The following is a 21,260-nucleotide window of genomic DNA, read 5'->3' on the forward strand; positions in this document are numbered from 1 at the left end:
CGAATCAATCCAGTGGCCGAGCCTGCGGATAGCTTCCAAATGAACACACCTGGTTTTGAGCAGCGTATTGCTGCGTTACGTCAGCAGTTGAATGAATACAACTATCGCTATTACGTACTGGATGATCCCAGTGTGCCTGATGCTGAATATGACCGCCTGTTCCGCGAGTTGCAGCAGCTGGAAAGCGAGCATCCACAACTGATGACGCCAGACTCACCTACCCAGCGGGTGGGTGCTGAGCCACTGAAAGCCTTTCCATCCATCACCCATCAAGTGCCCATGTTGTCACTGGGTAATGTCTTTGATGATGAAAGCCTGCAGGCTTTTGTCAGCCGCATTCAGCGAGAGCTGGACGATCTGGGGCGGAGTGATGCGAATCTGGAGTTCTGCTGTGAGCCTAAGCTGGATGGCTTGGCGATCAGTCTGATTTATCAGCATGGCCTGCTGGTGCAGGGGGTGACCCGTGGAGATGGGCAGACCGGCGAAGGCATCACCGAGAACCTGAAAACCCTGCGCTCCATTCCCTTGCAACTGCGCCGTGAAACGCCTGACCAGATCTTGCCGGAGCTGCTGGAAGTTCGAGGCGAAGTGTACATGCCGCGAGCGGCGTTTGAGGCCATGAATGAACGCGCCCGTGAGGCCGGTGAAAAAACCTTTGCCAACCCGCGCAATGCCGCTGCTGGCAGCCTGCGCCAGCTGGACCCACGCATCACCGCCACCCGCCCGCTGGAGTTCACGGCTTATCAGGTGGCTCAGGTCAGCGAGGCGTTTGCTGCACCAACCCACTTTCAGGCCATGCAGCAGTTAAAAGGCTGGGGTTTTAAAATCAGTCACCTGCTGCGTTGTGTAGAAGGTTATATCGGGCTGAAAGGGTTCTGTGATGCACTGGCCGCCCAGCGGGATCAACTACCCTTTGACATTGATGGGGCGGTGCTGAAGCTTAATGATCTGCGGCTTCAGGCGGAACTGGGATTCCGCGCCCGTGAGCCACGTTGGGCCACAGCATTTAAATACCCGGCACAGGAGCAGATCACACAACTGCTGGATGTGGAGTTTCAGGTGGGTCGTACCGGCGCGGTGACTCCTGTTGCTCGGCTGGAGCCAGTGCAGGTGGCGGGTGTCACCGTATCCAACGCCACCCTGCACAATATGGACGAGGTGCGCCGTTTAGGACTTAAAAGAAAGGATATAGTCGTTGTCCGCAGAGCAGGTGATGTGATTCCGCAAATTGTCCGGGTGATTATTGAGCAGCGTCCTGCTGATGCCAGCGAAGTTGGGGTGCCCGCAGCTTGTCCGGTGTGTGGTTCACATGTTGAACGCGCTGAAGGTGAGGCGGTGTATCGTTGTACCGGTGGCCTTTATTGTGCCGCTCAGCGTAAAGAGGCCATCAAACACTTTGCCAGTCGCAAGGCCATGGACATTGAAGGCCTGGGTGACAAGCTGATTGAACAGTTGGTGGATGCAGATCTGGTGAAAAGCCCGGCAGACCTTTATCGCCTGGAGCTGGAGCCGTTGGCAGCACTGGAGCGCATGGCCGAAAAATCAGCATCCAATTTGCTGCAGGCCCTGCAAGCCAGCAAACAAACCACCCTGGCGCGTTTTATTTATGCACTGGGTATCCGTGAAGTGGGTGAAGCCACCGCGGCCAATCTGGCCCGTTATTTTGGCAGTCTGGATGCCCTGATGAAAGCCAGCAATGAAGAGCTGCTGGATGTGGATGACATCGGTCCGATTGTAGCCCAGCACATCCGAGCCTTTTTTGATGAACCCCATAACCTGGAAACCATCAGGGATCTGCTGGATCAGGGTATTGCCTGGCCAGAAGCAGAACGTCGCCGCGAAGACCTGCCATTAACCGGCCAGACCTGGGTGCTGACCGGCAGCCTGGAAAACCTGACCCGGGATCAAGCCAAAGAGCGGTTGGAAGCCCTGGGTGCCAAAGTATCGGGCAGTGTTTCAAAAAAAACCACCTGTGTGGTGGCCGGTGCAGCGGCAGGTTCAAAACTTGCCAAAGCCGAGTCGCTGGGTGTGTCTGTGCTGGATGAGGAAACCCTGAAGGCGTTGTTTGATAAGTATAAGAAGCAATGACAATGACGGTTACTCTACCCACGCTTCTCAACCGACTGGCCTCCTTATGCTGACTTGTTAAACTCAAGCAGCAGGCTTTATCTTCGCTCAAAAGGCATAATCCCATGCACCAACGCTTTGTGGAAATCCCGCCTTCGCTGCTTGAAGCAGCAACCCTGGATGCCTTGCTGGAGGTGTTTGTCACCCGTCAGGGTTATGACACCAGCAGTGAAGAAGGCATACAGAACTGGACCGCACAACTGAAACAGCAGTTGCAACGCGGTGAACTGGTGATTCTGCACGATATCGAGACAGAAACCACCGAGGTGATGACCTTGCAACAGGCCAAAAGCTTTTTGCAGGCTCTGGAATAAAGAAGGTTAACCGTGAAATTCACTCAGTTTGCAGACAAGTTTTCCGGTCAGGCCGGTATCAACAGCCTGATGGATGATCTGGGCAAGGCCTTGTCCGGTGATCAGCCGATGATCATGATGGGAGGTGGTAATCCCGGCCACCTGGAACCGGTTCAGACCCGGTTGCGGGAAGAACTGGCAGCCATTGCCGCCGATCCCCAGGCCTTTCAGCGGCTGGTTGGCATTTATGATGCCCCACAGGGGGAAGCGCGTTTCATCTCGGCCTTGAAGGATCTGTTGAATGCCACCTATGGTTGGGGACTGACGGAAGCCAATATTGCCCTGACCAATGGCAGTCAGGCGGCCTTTTTTATTCTTTTTAATTTGTTTGCCGGTCAGTTGCCGGATGGCAGTCGTCGCCAGATCCTTTTGCCTCTGGCACCGGAGTATCTGGGTTATGCGGATGCCGGGTTGGATGCGGACACCTTCCGCAGTGTTAAACCGGTGATTGAGACACTGGGTGATCACAGCTTCAAATACCGGGTGGATTTTGATCAGCTGCAACTGGATGAACAGGTCGGTGCCATCTGTGTGTCCCGCCCGACCAATCCGACCGGCAATGTGCTGACGGATGAAGAAGTGCAGCGGCTGCATGGCCTGGCTTGTCAGTGGGACATTCCGCTGATTCTGGATGGTGCTTATGGCAGCCCCTTTCCTGAGCTGATTTACACCGAGATCCATCCCTTCTGGGATGAGCAGGTGGTGCTTTGCCTCAGTCTGTCCAAGTTGGGTTTGCCGGCCGCTCGCACCGGCATTGTGATTGCCCGCCCGGAGATCATTCAGGCGCTCAGTGGTGCCAATGCCATCCTGAATCTGGCCACCGGCAGTTTTGGCCCGCAACTGATGGAGCCTCTGGTACGCAGTGGTGAAATCCTCAGCCTCAGTCGTGAGCAGGTGCGCCCCTGGTATCAAGCCAAGATGCACAAGGCAGTGGCTTTATTGCAGCAGGAGCTGGCTGATCACTGCCCCTGGATGCTGCATCAGCCGGAAGGTGCCATGTTTCTGTGGTTGTGGTTCCCCGGTTTGCCCATCACCAGCCATGAACTCTACCTGCGTTTGAAGGCACGGGGTGTACTGGTGGTATCTGGCCACTACTTCTTCCCCGGCATGCCGGATGACGGCCGTTGGCGGCATCGCCACGAATGCCTGCGGGTGACCTATTCACAAGACGATGAGCTGGTTGCCAAAGGTTTGCAGATTTTGGCCGAGGAAGTAAAACGGGCTTTTACGTCAGCGAGCTGAAACAGTTTGATGCCATAGCCTTGCATTTTATCAGTGGTATCTCAAACTGCATTTACCTAGACTGAAATCAGTCGGTAGATGACATGAGTAGCCCCTGATGAAACAGGTCGTTTTACTGTTGTTATTACTTTGTTTGCCAGTGTCAGTGGCCGCTTACCCTGAGCGCCCACTGACACTGCTGGTTGGTTTTAATCCAGGCGGTAGTGTTGATCGTCAGGCACAGCTATTGGTAGAACTGCTGCAACAAGAGCTGGGACAGCCGGTTGAGTTGCTGCATTACCCAGGTGCTGGTGGTGCAGCCGCTGCAGCCATGTTGGCAGCCAGTTCGGAACAGGGTTATGTGTTGCAGTACGGCCCTTCTCATACCTACACCTTTACCCCGCTGGTTTCACCCACTTCTTATGATCTTGGCAGCTTTCGTTATGTTGCAGCCATTAGTCGTGATCAGCTGGCACTGGTGACTTCCAGTCGTGCTCCCTGGAGCAACTGGGCAGAACTATTGAAGCAAGGGCGGCAGCTGGGCGAGTTGAGTTATGCCACCCAGATACTGCTGGATCGTTACCTGATAAGCCGTATTGCAAGCAAGGAAGGCATTAATCTGCGTATTTTGCCCACCGGGGGCGGTGCAGGCATGGCTGGCCTGGTACTGGCAGGTGATGCCGATTTTGCTTTTAGTGGCGGCACTCACAGCCGTTATCTGGAAACCGGTGAAATGAGGTTGCTGGCAGCTTTTGGCGAAGAACGGCTGCTGTTGGCACCAGAAGTACCAACACTTCAGGAGCTGGGTTATGACCTGGTGCTGGACTCACTCCGGGTCATCACTGTGCCTGCAGACACACCGGACGATCAACTGGAGCGCCTGGTGCAGGCTTTTGCATCCATTACCCAAAACCCCCGTTTTATCAAACTGACGCGTGACACCATGCAACTACCGGTGGTGTTTCACTCAGGTACTGAGTTACAAGCGTTTCTGGAGCAACAAAGCAGTAGTTTGCGCAGTCTTGTTGAACAGCAACCTCACTAAGGAGTCATCATGCCGCGCGCCTATCGCCTGACCACCCGGATGGTACTGATTTTTGGCTTGATTGGGCTGCTGGCCATGACCCTGACACTGGTTTACTCCCTGCAAGTCAGCCAGCGCAACCTGGAAGCCGAGATAGAACATAATCTGCAGCAACGCCATCGAGTGATTGAAAGTCAGTTACAGAATCGCCTGGAGCTGCTGGATGCCTATTTGCGCAGTACCCTGACCAACCATGTGATTGGTAGCCTTACGGCTGCAAACGCCAGCACTACCGGCCTGACGGAAGACATGCTGTTTCTGTTCAGGGATTCTTATGCCAGTCAGTCGCTGGACATCTTTTTTCTGCTGGATGCTGAACGCAAATTGTTGCTGGATGCTGGCTCCAGCCTTTACCCCTTGCAACCCTTGCTGCAGCAAATGCGTGCGCCTCTGCACTACACCGGGGGTTGGCGGCTGGTTGAGTATGGTGGGCATACTGCCTTGCTTAGAGCTGCACCAGTTTTTGATCCGGGTAGTATCCAGTTGCGGGGTTACCTGTTTGTGGGTCTGGCACTGAGTGATAACCGGGAATTTAAACAACAGTTGATTGACCAGGCAGGCCTGGATTATCTGAGGCTTTTTACCGAGGCTGGTGTGGTGTTTGACTGGCAACCGGATACCTCACTGGAGCAGCTGCCACAGGCAGGATTCAGCCAACAACAGGGCATGTATCGCTTGCGTCAGGCATTAGGATTTGAAGCGCTGCCTGCAGGTCTGGAACTGGAGTTGGGTGTGGCACGTTCACGTTTTCCCGGGGTTGAAGGCGAATTTCGGGAAGTATTTGCAGTAACGGGTGGTGGTTTTCTGTTGTTTCTGTTGCTGGCAGCCACTCTGTTGCATGTTGCTCACAGTCGTGCCATTGGGCAACTGCAGGATTACATCCGTGCCATACGCCAAGGGCAGCGGGGTGTCACCTTTATTCCCGGTGGGGTGCATGAGTTCAATCAGGTTGGTGAAGCCATGCAGGAGATGGTGGAAAGCCTGAAGGTGGCGGCCAGGGTGTTTGAGGCTGCTGAAGGGATGCTGGTAACGGATGAGCGACAGCAAATTCTCCGGGTCAACCAGGCTTTTACTGAAATCACTGGTTATGCCTCTGATGCAGTCGTGGGGCAATCCTTGCAACAGGTGTTTTTCAGCCAGGATCAGGCCGCAGATCAGTTGCAGGAGATGCTGCAGACCTTGCAAGCAGAAGGCTGGTGGCAGGGTGAAATCAGTGCCCAAAGGCATAATGGTCAGCCGTACCTGCAGTGGTTGAGTATTTCAGCGGTATACAGTGATATTGACCAGCGCCTGCTGAATCATGTGGTCACACTGCTGGATGTAACCCAGCGCCGGGCTGCCGAGCAGAAAATCCGGCACCTGGCCTTTTATGACCAATTGACCGGGTTGCCCAATCGTCAGCTGTTGTTGGAGCGGGTGCAGTCAGCACTCAGTCACAGCAGTCGGCATGGTGAGTACGGCGCCATTCTTTATCTGGATCTGGATGATTTTAAAACCCTGAATGACACCTTGGGTCACCAGGTGGGTGATCGGTTGTTAAAACTGGTGGCTGAGCGTCTGCAGCAGCAGGTGAATGTTCGCGATACGCTGGCCCGGCCGGGTGGCGATGAGTTTGTGGTTTTGGTTGAGCACCTGGGCACAGATCTGCAGCGTGCGCTCCAGCAGGTTGATGCCTTGGCTGCCCGGTTACAGGCCAGCCTGATCAAACCCTACGCCATGGATGCCATTCAGCATTTTTCAACCTTGAGTATGGGCATCACACTCTTTTGTGGTGAGCAAACGGGTGTTAACGAGTTGATGCAGCAGGCTGATCTGGCGATGTATCAATCCAAGGCTGCAGGGCGAAATACCTGGCGCTTTTTCAGTCCGGAAATGCAGCAGCGGGTTTTGGCCCATGCTGCTTTGGCGCAGGATATTCGTGTGGGTTTGCAGCGGGGTGAATTTCTGTTGCACTACCAGTTGCAGATGAGTGCAGCTGACCTGGTGATTGGTGCGGAAGCTTTATTGCGCTGGCAGCACCCGGAGCGTGGGGGTATTTCACCGGGTGAGTTTATCCCTGTGGCTGAGGATACCGGTTTGATTTTGCCTCTGGGGCAGTGGGTGCTGGAAAGCGCTTGTCAGGAGCTGGCGCGCTGGGGGCAGGATTCACGATCCAGTCATTTAACCCTGGCTGTTAATATCAGTGTGATGCAGTTCCGCCAGCCGGACTTTGCTGAACGGGTGGAAGCAGCCTTGAAGCAACATGGCGCTGATCCGGCTCGCCTGAAGCTGGAGATCACCGAAAGCCTGCTGCTGGATGATGATGAAATGGAAGACACCATCAGCAAGATGACCCGCTTGCAGGCGCAGGGCGTGAGTTTTTCACTGGATGATTTTGGTACCGGTTATTCATCACTGGCCTATCTGAAGAAGTTACCCCTGGATCAGCTCAAGATCGACCAGTCTTTTGTACGTGATCTGCTGACCGACCCACAAGACTGCGACATTGCCCGTACCATTATTTCACTGGCCCAGAGCATGAAGCTGTCGGTGATTGCTGAGGGTGTGGAGTTGCCTGAACAGAAACAGCGCCTGGCCGACTTTGGCTGCATGGCCTATCAGGGTTACCTGTTTGGCCGTCCGATGCCAGTGGAGGAATTGTTGCCCTTGCTGGAAGCTCCTCGAGTGCGACCCTGAGCCCAATGGGCAAAGTGGTTTGATCCATCGCATACTGGAGCATCGATCACAACCATGATGGACAGGGTGCAAACTGCTTATGAAACCACGCCTTTTATTGATGGCCACCCTGTTGCTGGGTTTTCTGGCAGGCTGGTGGCTGAACCCCGGTGTGCGATTGCCAGAGGCCAGTTTGCTGGTTGAATTTGAAAACGCCTCTGATCAACTGATCACCAGCCTGAAACTGGATTTTGGTCACGCCTCCGGCCAGTCCAGCCTGCTGGCACTGCGGCTGGCCCCCGGTGAAAAGCGCAGCTTGTTTTTGAATCATCCACCGGCTGCCGGTTTTAATGTGCTGGTGAGTTATGCCGACGGGTTACAACAGGACTTCTGCGCCAACCGGGGCACACAAGGTCAGCAGCAGCGGGTTATACTCAGGCGTTGAATAACCTGTTGATGTTGAGGCAAGGTGTTGATGAAGCTGCTTCCTGTAGTCTGATCTGGGATCAGGCACCCCATAATGCCTTTACCGATCTGATCCGATTCAACGAGCGTTGGTATTGTGCCTTTCGTGAAGGTGAAACGCACATCAGTGATGATGGCAAGCTGCGAATACTTGAGTCTTCAGATGGAAAACACTGGCGCTCGGTGGCCCTGCTGAGCCATCCCGATGGGGATCTGCGGGATGCTGATTTTTCCGTGACCGCTGATGGCCAACTATTGTTGCTGGGCGCGGTGAGATTGCTGGAGCCGGTTGATGGTTTCAAGCATCGTTCACTCAGTTGGCTGTCAGCTGATGGCAGGTATTGGAGTGATGCCTTCTGTTGTCCACAGACAGGTCTAGGAACCTGGCGCTGGAGTGCCAGCTGGCATGATGGGCAGGGTTACAGCGTGGCCTATACCGGGAAGGATCGGGAAGGTGCCTTGTATACCACCCGTGATGGCCTGCACTGGCAACAGGTGCGTGAGCAGCTTTTTCCTGAACCGGATACCTATGCCAATGAAGCCTCGCTGGCATTTGATACCGATGCCACTGCCTGGTGCCTGCTGCGCCGTGATGGTGGTAATGCCCATGGTTGGTTGGGTCAGGCTCGCCCACCTTATCGGGATTGGCAATGGCAGGCACTGAGTTGTCATGTTGGTGGACCGAAATTGTTATGTTTAACGGATGGTCGGCTGGTGGCTGCAGTGCGTCTGATCAATTTTGAAGAAAAAACGGCCACCACAGCGCTCTGTTATATTGATCCGGCCACTGGCAAGGTTCAGACTCAGCTTACCCTCCCGTCGGGAGGGGATACCAGTTATGCAGGACTGGTTGAACATGGCAGCGAACTTTGGGTCAGTTATTATTCATCCCACGAAGAAAAAACCGCCATTTATCTGGCGTGTGTAGCCTTTTAAGGAGATCGGTATGTTGGCTAATCTTTACTGGATTCTGGTGGCTTCAGTGGTGCTGGGGGCGTTTTACCTGATCGGCATGCGGCTGGGAAAAATCAAGCCGGCACTGGTGGTGGCACTGTTACTGGCGGTGATGGGGCACATTTTTTATTACTACTACCTGGAGCAGATGCTGGTTAAGCGCTGGGGTGGTTCGATGCAGATTCAGGTGCCGGAAGGTCAGTACCACATCGGTGTGACCTGGAAGGATGACAATCTGTGGATTCAGAATTATGACCCGGCCAGCAATCAGTGCATCTTCCGCGAGTATTCCCGTGGCAGTGTACTGGAAGGTGAAGTGCGTCTGCGCAACTGCAATCCGCTGCAATTGCTGGGTGTGGAGCAACTGCAGAAGCTGCTGCAAACACCGCCTCGACCAGCATCAACCGCTTCCGGTGGTGAGGGTAGTCAATGAACCAGCTAATCGAGCTGTATTATTTTCCTACCCCCAATGGCTGGAAAATTTCCATTTTGCTGGAAGAGCTGGGGCTGCCCTATGTGGTGAAACGGGTGGATATCACCCAGGGCGAGCAGTTTGATCCTGCGTTTCTGGCGATCTCACCGAATAACCGCATTCCGGCGGTGGTGGATCCGGATGGTCCGGGTGGTGCACCGATCAGTATTTTTGAGTCTGGTGCCATCCTGCAATACTTCGGTCGCAAGACCGGGCGTTTTTACCCTCAGGATGAACGCCAGCGGGTGGAAGTGGATCAGTGGCTGATGTGGCAGATGGGTGGTTTTGGCCCGATGCTGGGGCAGAATCATCACTTCAACAAATACGCACCGGAACAGGTGCCTTATGCCATCCAGCGTTATACCGAAGAAACCCGTCGCTTGTATGGGGTACTGGATCGCCGTCTGGCCGGGCGGGACTATGTGGCCGGTGATTATTCGATTGCTGACATGGCACTGGTGGGCTGGGCCAGTCTGTGGGAAGGCCAGAAGATGAACATCAACGATTTCCCACAGGTCAAGGCATGGCTGGCGCGCGTGCTGGCCAGACCCGCCGTGCAGCGCGGCATGGCACTGGATCTGGAACAACGGGGCTGAACAGCCCCGCTGTTTTTTTACCTTAGCCAGTGATGCCGCTGTGTCGGAGCAGGGCATCCACCTGAGGTTCGCGGCCACGGAAGTTGATGAAGAGTTCCATGGCATCCTGTGAGCCGCCTTTTTCCAGAATTTCCCGGCAGAAGCGCCGACCCGTTTCCGGATTGAAAATCCCTTCTTCTTCAAAGGCACTGAAGGCATCCGCCGACAGCACTTCTGCCCACTTGTAGCTGTAATAACCGGCGGCATAACCTCCGGCAAAAATGTGGCTGAAGCTGTTCTGGAAGCGGTTGAAGGCTGCCGTGGGCACCACACTGACCTGTTGGCGGACCTGATCCAGCAAGCCTTGAATGGCTGCAGCATCCGGCTTTTTCAGTTGCAGGTGCAGGCGGAAATCAAACAGTGAAAACTCCAGCTGACGTACCAGTTGCATCGCCGACTGGAAGTTTTTTGCGGCCAGCATTTTTTCGAACAGGTTTTGTGGCAGTGGCTCACCGGTGTCGATGTGCCCGGTGATCAAGTCCAGCCCTTCCCTTTCCCAGCAGAAGTTTTCCATGAACTGGCTGGGCAGCTCCACGGCATCCCAGGCGACACCGTTGATGCCAGCCACATCAGCCACATCCACCTGGGTCAGCATGTGGTGCAGGCCATGACCGAACTCGTGGAACAGGGTGGTGACCTCGGTGTGAGTCAGCAGGCTGGGTTTGCCACCCACCGGTGCGGTGAAGTTGCAGGTCAGGTAAGCGACCGGCAGTTGCAATTGATCATCCGCTGTACGGCGACGGTTGCGGCAGACATCCATCCAGGCACCGCCACGCTTGCCTTCACGGGCGTAAAGATCCAGATAAAAACCGGCCAGCGGCTGGCCATTGCGCACCACCCGATAATAACGGGCATCCGGGTGCCAGGTGGGTACCGAGGCATCCATTTCAAAACTCAGGTCAAACAGCCGTCCGGCGACCTGGAACAGGCCTTCAATGACCCTGGGTGCCGGGAACCAGGGGCGCAGCTCTTCCTGGCTGATGGCGTAACGGGCCTGGCGCAGTTTTTCAGAGTAATAACCCACATCCCAGGGCTGCAGGTGATCCACGCCCTGTTCTGCAGCAAAGGCCTGGAGTTCGGCAAACTCCTGTTGGGCTTGCGGATGAGCGCGTGCTGCCAGGTCTTCCAGAAATTGAATGACTTCCTCAGGGCTGCGCGCCATCTTGCGTTCCACGGACAGGTGGGCATAAGAAGCAAAACCCAGCAGGGCCGCTTTTTCTTCCCGCAGAGCGAGGATTTCTTCCATCAGTGGCGCATTGTCCCACTGTCCGGCCTGAGGTCCCTGATCAGAGGCGCGGGTGACAAAGGCGGTGTAAACCTCCTGACGCAGGGCGCGGTTGTCAGCGTAGGTCATCACCGGTTGAAAACTGGGAAAGTCCAGCGTGAACAACCAGCCTTGCAGATTTTTTGCCGCTGCCGCTGCTGCCGCTGAATCAAGAGCGGATGGGGGCAGTCCGACCAGCTCTGCTGCATCGGTGATGTGTTTGCTCCAACCCTGGCTGGCATCCAGTACGTTGTTGGAAAAACGGTTGGTCAGTTCGGAAAGGCGTTTCTGAATGTCGGCAAAACGCTGTTTTCTGGCTTCCGGCAGATCCACCCCACTGAGGCGAAAATCCCGCAGGGTGTTGTCGAGCATCTTTTGCTGGGCGGTGTTGAGGCTTTCACCGGCTTTTTCTGCCAGTTCGCGGTAGGCCTCGAACAGGCTGGGATGCTGGCTGAACCAGGTGGAGAATTCGGAGAGTTTTGGCAGGCACTGTTCATAAGCGCTGCGCAGCTCGGCATTGTTCTTTACACCATTCAGGTGGGAAACCGGTGACCAACTGCGAGACAGGCGATCACCGGCTTCGTCCAGTGGCACAATCAGTTGCTGCCAGTTGTGGTCAGTCTGCTGCAGTACCTTTTCCACCGCTGCACGATTGGCTGCCAGCAGCTGATCCAGTGCGGGTTCCACCTGATCGGGGCTGATGCGGTCAAAGGGTGGCAGGTCTTCAAAGTGAAGCAGGGGATTACTGGCGTTCATGCAGGACTCCATCGACAGATTGATGACCCAGTTTAACAGAGGCGGGTCAGGCCGAAATGTTCATTTGTCTGATCTTTCAATCATTGGAGGTGGGGGTGGCTGTCCGGGTTTCAACTGACAAATGCCTGATGGAGCGTTAAGCTTGGCGCCTTGGGTATGACGCAGGTGCAAAACAGCATGACAATCAGAAGTTATCAGGGTGTCACCCCCCGTCTGGGTGAGCGAGTGTTTGTGGATCCCACCTCAGTGGTATTGGGGGATGTGGAGCTGGGTGATGATGTGTCCGTGTGGCCAATGGCTGTGGTGCGGGGTGACATGCATCACATCCGTATTGGCAAGGGCACCAGTGTGCAGGATGGCGCCGTGTTGCACATCACTCATGCCAGTGACTTCAATCCGGGTGGTTATCCGCTGGTCATTGGTGAAGAGGTCACTATCGGCCATAAAGCCGTGTTGCACGGCTGCACGCTGGGCAACCGCATTCTGGTGGGTATGGGTGCCATTGTGATGGATGGTGTGACAGTGGAAGATGAGGTGATCATTGCCGCCGGTGCACTGGTGCCGCCGGGCAAGACCCTGGTCAGTGGTCATGTTTATGCCGGTAACCCGGCACGCCAGTTGCGTGCCATTTCCGATAAGGAACGCCGGTTTTTCAGCTACTCGGCCGGTAACTATGTGCGCCTGAAAGACAAGCATCTGGCCGAAGGCTGGGAGGCTTGAGATGAAGGATGGGGGGCAGGGCAACAAAAAACCACCGTCATTCAATCAACGCTTGCGCCGCTTGAGTGACTGGCAGCAACTGGCCTTTGCCACGGCGCTGGCACAGCGCAGTGCCATTAATTATCAGCTGTTCAGTGAGTCTGTGGCTTTTGAAGGTGGTGCGGAGCTGAACAAGTTGCTGGGGCTGCTGTGGGAAAGTCTGCTGGTGCGTGAGGCTCGCATCAACTGGGCGGTGCAGCAGGAAAAGTTGCCTGCCTTGCAGCCTGATCCGGCGGCGTTTGATTTTTATGGTGTTTATCCGGCACTGGATGCGGTGATGGCGCTGGAGCTGGCAGTTGAGCAGAGACAGCAGCCGGACCCGGACACTGCGGTCAGGGCCAGCAAGCTGTCCCGTTCTACCGTGCGTCAGTTCCTGGAAATGCAGTTGCCAGAAACCTTGGAAGAAGAGCAGGTTGCGGCCTGGTTGAATGCCCAGCCCCTGATGCAGGATGAAAATGATTTTCAGGATGAGTTGCTGGCGCAGGTGTCATCCCAGTTTCAGCCTCATCCGGAGCTGATTCGCCAGATACGGGAGCTGGCACGGAATCAGGGGGTCAGTAATCTGGGGATCAGTCTGGAGGATGAAGAAGCCTGAGATCAGGCTTCTGCAGTTTCCGGGTCAGTATCCGTCACCAGGGGAGCGTGGACTGCATGGAGGCGCTCGATCAGCAGGTCTTCGTGCTCAAAACGCTCAGCCAGCAGTTCTCCCGTGGTGCTGAGCGTGGCATCCAGACTGCTCAATGCCAGCGGCGTCAGGCGGTCTTCCTGTTGCATCAGTGCCTGGGTGGAGTCGTGCAAGAGCGGCAGGCTGGTATCCAGCAGGGCAATCGCTTCACGATCATCAAAGGCTTCTGCTTCGTGCAACAGCTGTTCATAAATCTCAAAGTGTCCGGCACTCAGGTAGTCCACCAGCCACTCACGAAAGGCTTCCAGTTGCTCGCTGCTGATCTGTCCCTTGTCTTTTAATGTTGAGCAAAGGCGGTTGTAACTGACCAGCAGTTGGCGGCGTTCTTCCAGCCAGCGATCAATCAGTTGATGCACACCACCCCAGCGTTCCTGAGCACTTTTGCAGGATTCCAGCATGGTCAGTACTCCTCTTTTTGTACTTGTTGCATCGATTTTAATCGGCTTTTGAACCCCCGGTGCAGCGAGTGGTTCAGGATGAATCAGTGTCGCGCATTTTCAGACTGTTATGCAAGTCTTCCCTGACGCTACGTGTTTACCCTGCTTTGTTGCATTCACAGGCTAGCCTTGCAGGAGCTAAAACAATACACTTGCTGCAGTGATCTTTTTTGGCATTTCAGGGAGTTAAATATGCGTTTTGCTGCCATTAATTTATTGTTGGCCCTGAGTCTGATGCTGGCTCCGGCAGGCACGCCCCCTGCTCAGGCTTCCAGTGACGTGTTTTACATTCCGTTGCAACCAGCATTTGTGACTAACTACGGTGGTCCGGGTCGACTGAAGTACGTCAAGGTGGACATGACGGTGATGGTGGAAGGTGCGCGTGCTGCAACAGCTGTTGAGCAGCAAATGCCGCTGATCCGCAATACCATTGTGTTGAATCTGGCACGCCAGAACGAAAACAATGTCGTCACAGCCAGTGGGCAGGAGCGCATTCGTCAGCAGATGCTGCAGGTGTTGCAGGAAGCCATGGAGCGGGAAGTGGGACAGCCGGTGATCAGGGAAGTGTTGTTTACCAATTTCATTTTTCAGAACTGAGAGGGAGCACCTCTCAGTTGAGCTGCAGTTCAGTCAGGAGTTGTTTCAGCAGATCCTGATTCAGCGGTTGGCTGGCACTGGCTGTCAGCACAAATACCAGAGGCTGACTGGTGCTTAACAGCTGAGGCGTGTTGGTCAGGCTCTTTTCTTCGCGATTAAACACTTCGCATTGATGCACAGCTTCTTCATTTTCTTCGGCTTTTTTCCAGCTTCGTTTTAACCCTGCCAGCAGTAGCTGGCGTGTGTTTTTATTGCCCAGCAGGCCGGCCAGGTTGCGAAACAGGTTTGGGCCAGTGCCCAGTGACTGCAGCCAACGGAGGATGGAGCTGGTGCGATTTGCACTCAGGCAGGGTGTAAATTGCTGAAGCGGTGCTTCACCGGTAACCGGAAACAGGCACAGGTGTCTGCCATAACCCATGCGATGAGCCAGCAACAGTGTTGAGCTGCCAATGCTGACAACCAGGCGCTGGGCAGACAGGCGTTGTCCGTTGCTGGAGTGCAGATGGTAAATGCCTTTGGCATCCCGGTGAATATCGGTTACTTCAAACTGGATGTCGGCTTCGTTGCAAGCGTCCACCAGACAGATGTCTGTCTGTGGAAAACGCTCAAGCAGTGCCTGTCTGATGGACTCACTCTGAGGGGTGCGTCCGATCAGGATCAGTTCATGAGTCCGGTCGGGTGTCATTGCCTGTTATCCTGGATGGTTTTCGGAGCTCTTATAGGTTAAGGGGTGTTTCAGTGATCTTGCAAGTGTTGCAGCTGGGCGGCAGCGGTTCTGAGGTCAGGCCCCCAGGCCAGCAAGCCATCCTGATGCCCCTGCATGACCAGCAGGCCTTGTGGGGTGTGAATTTGCTCATGAATGGCGCTGGCCATGGCCGGGGTGCCATAGGTTATTTGTCTGGCGGTGGCGGTTAGTTTCAAGGCCAGTGCTTTGTGCCACAGGTCTGGGCAGTGAATATGTATCACTGCCTTGATGCGAGGACTGCTTTGATAAACCGCTGCATGGCTCAGTGCTTCTGATGAAGGGGAGTGGCTGCCCAGGGCATCAATGCTGTTCTGTGTGGTGGAGGCCTGAATCACCAGCGGCCAGCCATCACTGGTGAGGGTTGTCAGGTGGCCGGTCTGGCTGGCGGTGATGATAAAAGCCTGAGGGTGTGCTGGTGTGGCATGACGCAGACTCAGGTTGCCAAACCCCAGTCCGCCATAACGAGCAGGATCCTGGCCCATCCAGCCTTTTTGCATCATGCGGCTGCGCCACAGGTTTAATCCGGCCAGCAGGCAATCCGGCCACTCAAACCCGGCCGGTTGTAAATTGCACTGGTAACGGATAACGCCTTCTTGTTCACTCATCTTTCTGGTTTCATCAGCCCAGCAATCGCATGGATAGATCCAGGCTCTGAATGTCCTTGGTCAGGGTGCCCAGTGAAATGCAGTCCACTCCGGTTTCTGCAACCGCCACCAGGTTGTCACGAGTGATGCCACCGCTGGCCTCCAGTCGGGCGCGGCCGGCATTAATCTGGACCGCAGTCTGCGTGTCTGTCATGGAAAACTCATCCAGCATGATCCAGTCGGCGCCTGCGTCCAGTGCTTGTTGCAGTTCGTCCAGATTTTCCACTTCCACTTCCACCGGGCGCCCCGGTGCAATCCGGTGGGCGGCAGTCACGGCAGCCTTGATGCCTCCGGCGGCCAGGATGTGATTTTCCTTGATCAGAAAGGCATCATAAAGGCCAATGCGATGGTTGTGGCCACCGCCACAGGTGATTGCGTATTTTTGTGCCAGGCGTAACCCCGGCAAGGTTTTGCGGGTGTCCAGTAATTGCACTGAAGTATGGGCCACCAGATCAACATATTCACGGCAGCGGCTGGCAGTGGCAGACAGGGTCTGCACAAAATTGAGTGCGGTGCGCTCGCCGGTCAGCAGGGCGCGTGCGGATCCTTCCAGGGTGAACAGGGTTTGATCCGGTGTCAGGCGCTGGCCATCTTCAACCTGCAATTCCACTTTCACACCTGGATCCAACTGCCGAAAAACTTCCTGCACCCAGGCGGTGCCACAGAAAACACCAGACTGGCGAGTGATCACTCGGGCTTTACTGTTTCGCTCGGCAGGAATCAGTTGTGCGGTGATGTCGCCGCTGCCGACATCTTCCTGCAGGGCCAGCCGGACTTGTTGTTCGATACTGGTGTAAGGTGGGGGCTGCAATTTCATCTGGGCTCCGCAGGTTTTCCTGTCATTAAATAGGCGGCATTATACGGTCTGAATGAATCCAGTGGAAAAGGTTGAATGAAAGGGTGGTGTATCAGGTATGGCTGAACTGGGTGCAAGTATCAAGGATCATTGGCTACAGCAGGCAAGGCGGCAACCTTCTCCATTTTTTAATGCGCGTCCGCAAGGTGAGATGAGTTTGTTGATGATTCACAATATTGCCTTGCCGCCTCAAACCTATGGTGGCGACTGGATTGAGCGTTTATTTCTGGGGCAGCTTCCAGCCGATGCCCATCCCTATTTCGCCACCATTGCAGATTTGCAGGTATCGGCTCATCTGTTGATCCGTCGTACCGGTGAGTTGGTGCAGTTTGTTCCCTTTGATCAGCGTGCCTGGCATGCTGGTCGCTCAACCTTTCAGGGGCGTGATAACTGCAATGATTTTGCGATAGGTATCGAGCTGGAGGGTTCGGATCTGCAGCCTTACACACAAAAGCAATACGCACAGCTGATTGCGGTAACCTGTGGCTTGATGCAGACTTATCCAGAGATTACGTCAGCGCGCATCTGCGGCCATCAGCAGGTGGCGCCTGGCCGCAAGACTGATCCGGGGCCTGCTTTTGACTGGTCGATGTATCTGCAGGCACTGGAAGCCAACAAGAAGGAGCTGGGCGGATGAAGTTTTTTGTAATGTTAGCGGTATTGCTGCTGCGCAGTGTGCCGGGGCAGGGTTTGACTCGACCGGTGGATCGCTGGCTTTTGAGTTGGCAGCACCGGCTTTCCGGTTGGCTGGGTCAGGCCGCTGGTTCTTCGGCAGTATTCCTGCTGACGGTTTTGCCACCGGTATTGTTGTTGTGGTTGCTGCTCTGGTGGCTGGATGGTGTGCTCTGGTCCTTGCCGGTGCTACTGGTGCATCTGGTGGTGATTTTTTATGCGCTGGGGCGGCGTAATGATCTGGTCTGGGTGGAGCGCTACATGATTGCCTGGCGTCAGGGGGATCATCAGGCGGCTTCTTATTATGCCGCCGAAATACTGGATGAACCGCTGGATGCTGCTTCAGCAACTGAACTGCACTGTCGTGTGGTATCGAGACTGGTCTTTTTTGCTTTTGACCGGCTGTTTCTGGTGCTTTTCTGGTATCTGCTGCTGGGGCCGGTAGGAGCTTTGCTGGCGCGTTTGTCAGAGCAGGCCATTGCCAATGCACGCCGAGGGCGACGGGTGCTGGAAGAAGAGGGGATTCAGGACCCCTTGTGGCCGGGTAGCTGTGAAGAGCAGGTGGAGCGCTTTCAGCGAGTGATGGAGTGGCCTGCGGCTCGCTTGATGGGGTTGACGCTGGCCTTGACCGGTCGACCCTTGCTGGGGTTGCGCCAGTTTCTGTCTGATCTGCCGCGCTGGCAGTTGTCCAGTGAGGTTTTTTTGAATCGTCAGTTACTGAGTGGTTATGGGCAGCTGTCTGGAGAAGACCTGGCTGGTGCTTCGGCTTACTGTGAGCGTCCTGAGTTGATGACCGAGGAGGCTGACCAGGAGCTTTCACTGTTGCGGGAGCGGGTCTGGCGTTCCCTTGCGGTGTGGGTTGCGGTCACTGCTGTGGGTGTCATTTTCTGGACCTGAAACCTGATATAAGCCTTCGTGTTAAGCATGGGGGCTTTTTTTTGAGTGGTTTTGTAGTAAAATTACAAGAATGGAAGTGCAGTAAAAGCAGTGCGAAAGTCACCGTAAAATCAGGGAAATAATGGTGCGGTGCAACATGAAAGCCGGTTGATTATCTGCTTTTCTTAGTGGGCAAGTGATTTGACTGGTAAGTCATGTTCCGAATTTTTCATGGGTTCGACTGAATGCTGTAGTCGGGCTACATCTGTTTGTGTTTATAAAAATTGAAGCGGAGATGTGATATGAGTCAGGAGGTTAAAGACCTGGATCCGGTGGAAACCCAGGAGTGGTTGGAGTCTCTGGATTCTGTATTGGTCAACGAAGGTGAAGAGCGGGCGAAGTTCCTGCTGACCCAGTTGGCTGACCGTATGCGTCGTGATGGTTCCCAGTTACCCTTTTCCATTACCACCCCTCACCGTAATACCATCCCGGTTCATCGTGAAGCCCGCATGCCCGGTGACCTGTTCATGGAGCGTCGGGTTCGTTCGCTGATTCGTTGGAACGCCATGGCCATGGTGATGCGTGCCAACAAGAAAAACCCGGGTATTGGTGGTCATATTTCCAGTTTCATGTCCAGTGCCACCCTTTATGATGTGGGTTTCAACTATTTTTTCCGCGCCCCGAAAGACGAGTTTGAAGGTGATCTGGTGTATTTCCAGGGTCATGGTGCTCCGGGTGTTTATGCCCGTGCTTTCCTGGAAGGTCGTCTGACCGAAGAGCAGTTGGATAACTTCCGTCAGGAAGTGGATGGCAAGGGTGTTTCTTCTTATCCACACCCCTGGCTGATGCCAGACTTCTGGCAGTTCCCTACAGTATCCATGGGTCTGGGTCCGATTCAGGCGATTTACCAGGCGCATGTCATGAAATACCTGGATTCCCGTGAGCAGAAACCGATGCTGGATCGCAAGATCTGGTGTTTCATGGGGGATGGTGAGTGTGATGAGCCGGAATCGCTGGGTGCCATTTCGCTGGCGGGCCGTGAAAAGCTGGATAACCTGATTTTTGTGATCAACTGCAACCTGCAGCGTCTGGACGGTCCGGTACGTGGTAACGGCCGCATTATGGACGAGCTGGAAGGTGTATTCCGCGGTGCCGGCTGGAACGTCATCAAGGTGGTCTGGGGCCGTCACTGGGATCCGCTGTTTGAAAAAGACACCAAGGGCCTGCTGCAGAAGCGCATGGATGAGGTGGTGGATGGTGAGTATCAGAACTACAAGGCCAGTGGTGGTGCCTACACCCGTGAAAACTTCTTTGGTGCCTATCCTGAGCTGAAGGAGATGGTCAAGGATCTGACCGATGATGACATTTATGCGCTCAATCGTGGCGGCCATGATCCCTACAAGGTTTATGCGGCTTACCATGAAGCAGTGAACAACGCCAATGGCCGTCCCACGGTGGTGCTGGCACATACCGTTAAGGGTTACGGCACCGGTGATGACGGCGAAGCCAAGAATGACACCCACTCGGTCAAGTCCTTGCAGCTGGACACCCTGAAAAAGTTCCGTGATCGTTTTGGTATCCCGTTGAGTGATGCCGAGCTGGAGCAGGTGCCTTTTTACAAGCCAGCCGAAGACAGCCCGGAAATGCGCTATATGCGCCGCTCCCGTGAGGCACTGAACGGTTACCTGCCAGCGCGTCGTGCTGATTATCAGGCACTGGAGACCCCGGCGCTGGATGACAAGGCTTATGAAGCCATGCTGCAGGGTTCCAAGGGGCGGGAGATTTCCTCCACCATGGCCTTTGTGCGCATTCTCACTGGCCTGACCAAGGATAAAAAAATCGGCGAACGCATTGTGCCGATTGTGCCGGATGAAGCCCGTACCTTCGGTATGGAAGGCATGTTCCGTCAACTCGGTATCTATACCTCTGAAGGCCAGAAGTACAAGCCCGAAGACTCCAACCAGATCATGTTCTACCGGGAAGACAAGAAGGGGCAGATCCTGGAGGAAGGCATCACCGAAGCTGGTGCCATGTCGGCCTGGATTGCAGCGGCCACCAGTTACAGTAACCACAACTACCCGTTGGTGCCTTTTTACATCTATTACTCGATGTTCGGTTTCCAGCGTATCGGTGACCTGGCCTGGGCGGCCGGTGATCTGCAGGCGCGTGGTTTCCTGGTGGGTGGTACTGCCGGGCGCACCACACTGAACGGTGAAGGTCTGCAGCACCAGGATGGTCACAGTCATCTGATGGCAGCCACCATTCCCAACTGCCGCACCTATGATCCCACTTACAGTTATGAACTGGCGGTGATCATCCAGGATGGCCTGAAGCGCATGTACCACGACAAGGAAAACTGCTTCTACTACCTGACGGTGATGAACGAAAACTACGAACACCCGGAAATGCCGCAGCGGCCGGAAGTGGTTGAGCAGATCATCAAGGGTATGTACCTGCTGAAGGAAGGTGGTAAGGGCAAACTGAAGGTTCAACTGCTGGGCTCAGGCACGATTCTGCGTGAAGTGGAAGCTGCTGCGGAACTACTGAAAGCTGACTTTGGTGTTGAAGCCGATATCTGGAGTGCCACCAGCTTTAATGAGCTGCGTCGTGATGCGCTGACCGTGGAGCGTCATAACTTCCTCAATCCGGAAGCTGAGCCGAAAAAGGCTTACATCACCAGTCTGCTGGAAGGGCGTCAGGGTCCGGCCATTGCTGCCACTGATTACATGAAGCTTTATGCTGATCAGGTACGGGCCTGGGTACCCATGGATTACAAGGTGCTGGGCACGGACGGTTATGGTCGTTCCGACACCCGCGAGAAGCTGCGCTATTTCTTTGAGGTGGATCGTCACTTTGTGGTGGTGGCTGCACTCAAGGCGCTGGCAGATCGCGGTGAACTGCCAGCCAGAACAGTCAGTGAAGCCATCAGCAAATACGGCATTGATCCGAACAAATGTGATCCGCTGTTTTGCTGAGTGATGACTGCAACCGAATTCAGGAGAT

Annotated in this window: 20 protein-coding genes; 15 read left to right on the forward strand and 5 right to left on the reverse strand. The window is 54.9% G+C overall.

What is annotated here, in order from left to right:
* The first annotated feature begins 39 nt into the window (after positions 1–39).
* The 9 genes from ligA (at position 40) to BT114_RS04540 (ending at position 9,927) form a co-directional block, all read left to right on the forward strand.
* Complete coding sequence (gene ligA, locus BT114_RS04500; RefSeq protein ID WP_072325142.1) at positions 40–2,088, forward strand: NAD-dependent DNA ligase LigA; 2,049 nt, start codon at positions 40–42, stop codon at positions 2,086–2,088.
* Between the two features lie 104 nt (positions 2,089–2,192).
* Positions 2,193–2,441 (forward strand): YheU family protein, encoded by a 249-nt coding sequence (locus BT114_RS04505; RefSeq protein ID WP_072325143.1) that lies wholly within the window; start codon positions 2,193–2,195, stop codon positions 2,439–2,441.
* A gap of 12 nt (positions 2,442–2,453) precedes the next feature.
* A complete protein-coding gene (locus tag BT114_RS04510; RefSeq protein WP_072325144.1) occupies positions 2,454–3,722 on the forward strand; it encodes a valine--pyruvate transaminase in 1,269 nt (422 codons plus the stop codon).
* Positions 3,723–3,819: 97 nt separating this feature from the next.
* Positions 3,820–4,746, forward strand: a complete 927-nt coding sequence (locus BT114_RS04515) for a tripartite tricarboxylate transporter substrate-binding protein (RefSeq protein ID WP_072325145.1) — start codon at positions 3,820–3,822, stop codon at positions 4,744–4,746.
* Positions 4,747–4,755: 9 nt separating this feature from the next.
* Positions 4,756–7,461, forward strand: coding sequence for an EAL domain-containing protein (locus tag BT114_RS04520; protein WP_072325146.1), 2,706 nt, complete (start codon positions 4,756–4,758; stop codon positions 7,459–7,461).
* Positions 7,462–7,540: 79 nt separating this feature from the next.
* Positions 7,541–7,885, forward strand: coding sequence for a hypothetical protein (locus tag BT114_RS04525; RefSeq protein ID WP_072325147.1), 345 nt, complete (start codon positions 7,541–7,543; stop codon positions 7,883–7,885).
* A gap of 11 nt (positions 7,886–7,896) precedes the next feature.
* Positions 7,897–8,841 carry a hypothetical protein gene (locus BT114_RS04530; RefSeq protein WP_072325304.1) on the forward strand — a complete coding sequence of 315 codons (945 nt, stop codon included), beginning with the start codon at positions 7,897–7,899 and terminating at the stop codon, positions 8,839–8,841.
* Between the two features lie 10 nt (positions 8,842–8,851).
* Positions 8,852–9,292 (forward strand): hypothetical protein, encoded by a 441-nt coding sequence (locus BT114_RS04535; protein WP_072325148.1) that lies wholly within the window; start codon positions 8,852–8,854, stop codon positions 9,290–9,292.
* Positions 9,289–9,927 carry a glutathione S-transferase N-terminal domain-containing protein gene (locus BT114_RS04540; RefSeq protein WP_072325149.1) on the forward strand — a complete coding sequence of 213 codons (639 nt, stop codon included), beginning with the start codon at positions 9,289–9,291 and terminating at the stop codon, positions 9,925–9,927. Before BT114_RS04535 ends, BT114_RS04540 begins: the two co-directional genes overlap by 4 nt.
* A 22-nt stretch (positions 9,928–9,949) precedes the next feature.
* On the opposite strand, the gene prlC is transcribed toward BT114_RS04540, so the two are convergent.
* Entirely contained in the window at positions 9,950–11,986 is a 2,037-nt protein-coding gene (gene prlC, locus BT114_RS04545; protein ID WP_072325150.1) for an oligopeptidase A, read from the reverse strand.
* A gap of 177 nt (positions 11,987–12,163) precedes the next feature.
* Here prlC and BT114_RS04550 point away from each other — a divergent pair, with 177 nt between their 5' ends.
* Complete coding sequence (locus BT114_RS04550) at positions 12,164–12,706, forward strand: gamma carbonic anhydrase family protein (protein ID WP_072325305.1); 543 nt, start codon at positions 12,164–12,166, stop codon at positions 12,704–12,706.
* Position 12,707: 1 nt separating this feature from the next.
* A complete protein-coding gene (locus BT114_RS04555; protein ID WP_084661898.1) occupies positions 12,708–13,340 on the forward strand; it encodes a YjaG family protein in 633 nt (210 codons plus the stop codon).
* 2 nt (positions 13,341–13,342) lie between these two features.
* On the opposite strand, the gene BT114_RS04560 is transcribed toward BT114_RS04555, so the two are convergent.
* Positions 13,343–13,828 (reverse strand): Rsd/AlgQ family anti-sigma factor, encoded by a 486-nt coding sequence (locus BT114_RS04560; RefSeq protein ID WP_072325151.1) that lies wholly within the window; start codon positions 13,826–13,828, stop codon positions 13,343–13,345.
* Between the two features lie 231 nt (positions 13,829–14,059).
* On the opposite strand from BT114_RS04560, the gene BT114_RS04565 reads away from it, so the two are divergent.
* Positions 14,060–14,464, forward strand: a complete 405-nt coding sequence (locus BT114_RS04565; protein WP_072325152.1) for a flagellar basal body-associated FliL family protein — start codon at positions 14,060–14,062, stop codon at positions 14,462–14,464.
* Between the two features lie 13 nt (positions 14,465–14,477).
* Here the strand turns inward: BT114_RS04565 and BT114_RS04570 are convergent, their stop codons facing one another.
* Genes BT114_RS04570 through nadC form a run of 3 tightly spaced genes read right to left on the reverse strand, consistent with a single transcriptional unit; the run spans position 14,478 to position 16,670 of the window.
* On the reverse strand, positions 14,478–15,149 hold the full coding sequence (locus tag BT114_RS04570; protein ID WP_072325153.1) for a hypothetical protein: 672 nt from the start codon (positions 15,147–15,149) through the stop codon (positions 14,478–14,480).
* Positions 15,150–15,199: 50 nt separating this feature from the next.
* Positions 15,200–15,814: a class II aldolase/adducin family protein gene (locus BT114_RS04575; protein WP_072325154.1), complete on the reverse strand. Its 615-nt coding sequence runs from the start codon at positions 15,812–15,814 to the stop codon at positions 15,200–15,202.
* 13 nt (positions 15,815–15,827) lie between these two features.
* Positions 15,828–16,670, reverse strand: coding sequence for a carboxylating nicotinate-nucleotide diphosphorylase (gene nadC / locus BT114_RS04580; protein WP_072325155.1), 843 nt, complete (start codon positions 16,668–16,670; stop codon positions 15,828–15,830).
* 97 nt (positions 16,671–16,767) lie between these two features.
* On the opposite strand from nadC, the gene ampD reads away from it, so the two are divergent.
* From ampD to aceE, 3 genes are all read left to right on the forward strand, one after another.
* The gene (gene ampD / locus BT114_RS04585) at positions 16,768–17,346 is read left to right on the forward strand and encodes a 1,6-anhydro-N-acetylmuramyl-L-alanine amidase AmpD (protein ID WP_072325156.1); all 579 of its coding nucleotides are present in this window, start codon (positions 16,768–16,770) and stop codon (positions 17,344–17,346) included.
* Positions 17,343–18,278: a regulatory signaling modulator protein AmpE gene (gene ampE / locus BT114_RS04590; protein ID WP_072325157.1), complete on the forward strand. Its 936-nt coding sequence runs from the start codon at positions 17,343–17,345 to the stop codon at positions 18,276–18,278. The genes ampD and ampE overlap by 4 nt, the downstream gene beginning before the upstream one ends.
* Positions 18,279–18,559: 281 nt before the next feature.
* Entirely contained in the window at positions 18,560–21,232 is a 2,673-nt protein-coding gene (gene aceE, locus BT114_RS04595) for a pyruvate dehydrogenase (acetyl-transferring), homodimeric type (RefSeq protein WP_072325158.1), read from the forward strand.
* Positions 21,233–21,260 lie beyond the last annotated feature (28 nt).

Origin of the sequence: Marinospirillum alkaliphilum DSM 21637, from assembly GCF_900119735.1 — a bacterium.
GTDB lineage: Bacteria > Pseudomonadota > Gammaproteobacteria > Pseudomonadales > Halomonadaceae > Marinospirillum > Marinospirillum alkaliphilum.